1 protein-coding gene is annotated in these 1,196 nt (G+C 64.7%); it reads left to right on the top strand.

Annotated features, from left to right (window positions below; translation table 11 throughout):
* Positions 1-3: 3 nt before the first annotated feature.
* Complete coding sequence (gene tuf / locus ISP25_RS00020) at positions 4-1,194, top strand: elongation factor Tu (RefSeq protein ID WP_192157137.1); 1,191 nt, start codon at positions 4-6, stop codon at positions 1,192-1,194.
* Positions 1,195-1,196 lie beyond the last annotated feature (2 nt).

The raw sequence follows: 1,196 nt of genomic DNA on the forward strand, positions 1-1,196 counted from the left end.
GTCATGGCAAAGGGCAAGTTCGAGCGCACCAAGCCCCACGTGAACGTGGGCACGATTGGTCACGTGGACCACGGCAAGACGACGCTGACGGCGGCGCTGACGAAGGTCGGTGCGGAGCGTTTTGGCGGTGAATTCAAGGCCTACGACGCGATTGACGCGGCGCCGGAAGAAAAGGCGCGCGGTATCACGATCTCGACGGCGCACGTGGAATACGAATCGCCGAATCGCCACTACGCGCACGTGGACTGCCCGGGCCATGCCGACTACGTGAAGAACATGATCACGGGTGCGGCGCAGATGGACGGCGCGATCCTGGTGTGCTCGGCCGCGGACGGCCCGATGCCGCAGACGCGCGAACACATCCTGCTGTCGCGCCAGGTGGGCGTGCCGTACATTGTCGTGTTCCTGAACAAGGCCGACATGGTGGACGACGCCGAACTGCTCGAGCTGGTCGAGATGGAAGTGCGCGAGCTGCTGTCGAAGTACGACTTCCCGGGCGACGATACCCCGATCATCAAGGGTTCGGCGAAGCTGGCGCTGGAAGGCGACCAGTCGGAAATCGGCGTGCCGGCGATCATCTCGCTGGTGGAAGCGCTGGACACCTACATTCCGGAGCCGCAGCGCGCGATCGACCAGCCGTTCCTGATGCCGGTGGAAGACGTGTTCTCGATCTCGGGTCGCGGCACGGTGGTGACCGGCCGTATCGAGCGCGGCGTGATCAAGGTGGGTGACGAAATCGAAGTGGTCGGCATCCGTCCGACGCAGAAGACCACCGTCACGGGCGTGGAAATGTTCCGCAAGCTGCTGGACCAGGGTCAGGCGGGCGACAACGCCGGTCTGCTGCTGCGCGGCCTGAAGCGCGACGACGTGGAGCGCGGCCAGGTGCTGGCGAAGCCGGGCACGATCACCCCGCACACGGACTTCGAGGCCGAGGTGTACGTGCTGTCGAAGGACGAGGGTGGCCGTCATACCCCGTTCTTCAAGGGCTACCGTCCGCAGTTCTACTTCCGCACCACCGACGTGACCGGTGCGATCGAGCTGCCGGAAGGCGTGGAAATGGTGATGCCGGGCGACAACATCAAGATGGTGGTGAGCCTGATCCACCCGATCGCGATGGACCAGGGTCTGCGCTTCGCGATCCGCGAAGGCGGCCGCACTGTCGGCGCCGGCGTGGTGGCCAAGGTCATCAAGTAATA

The organism is Rhodanobacter hydrolyticus (assembly GCF_044904645.1).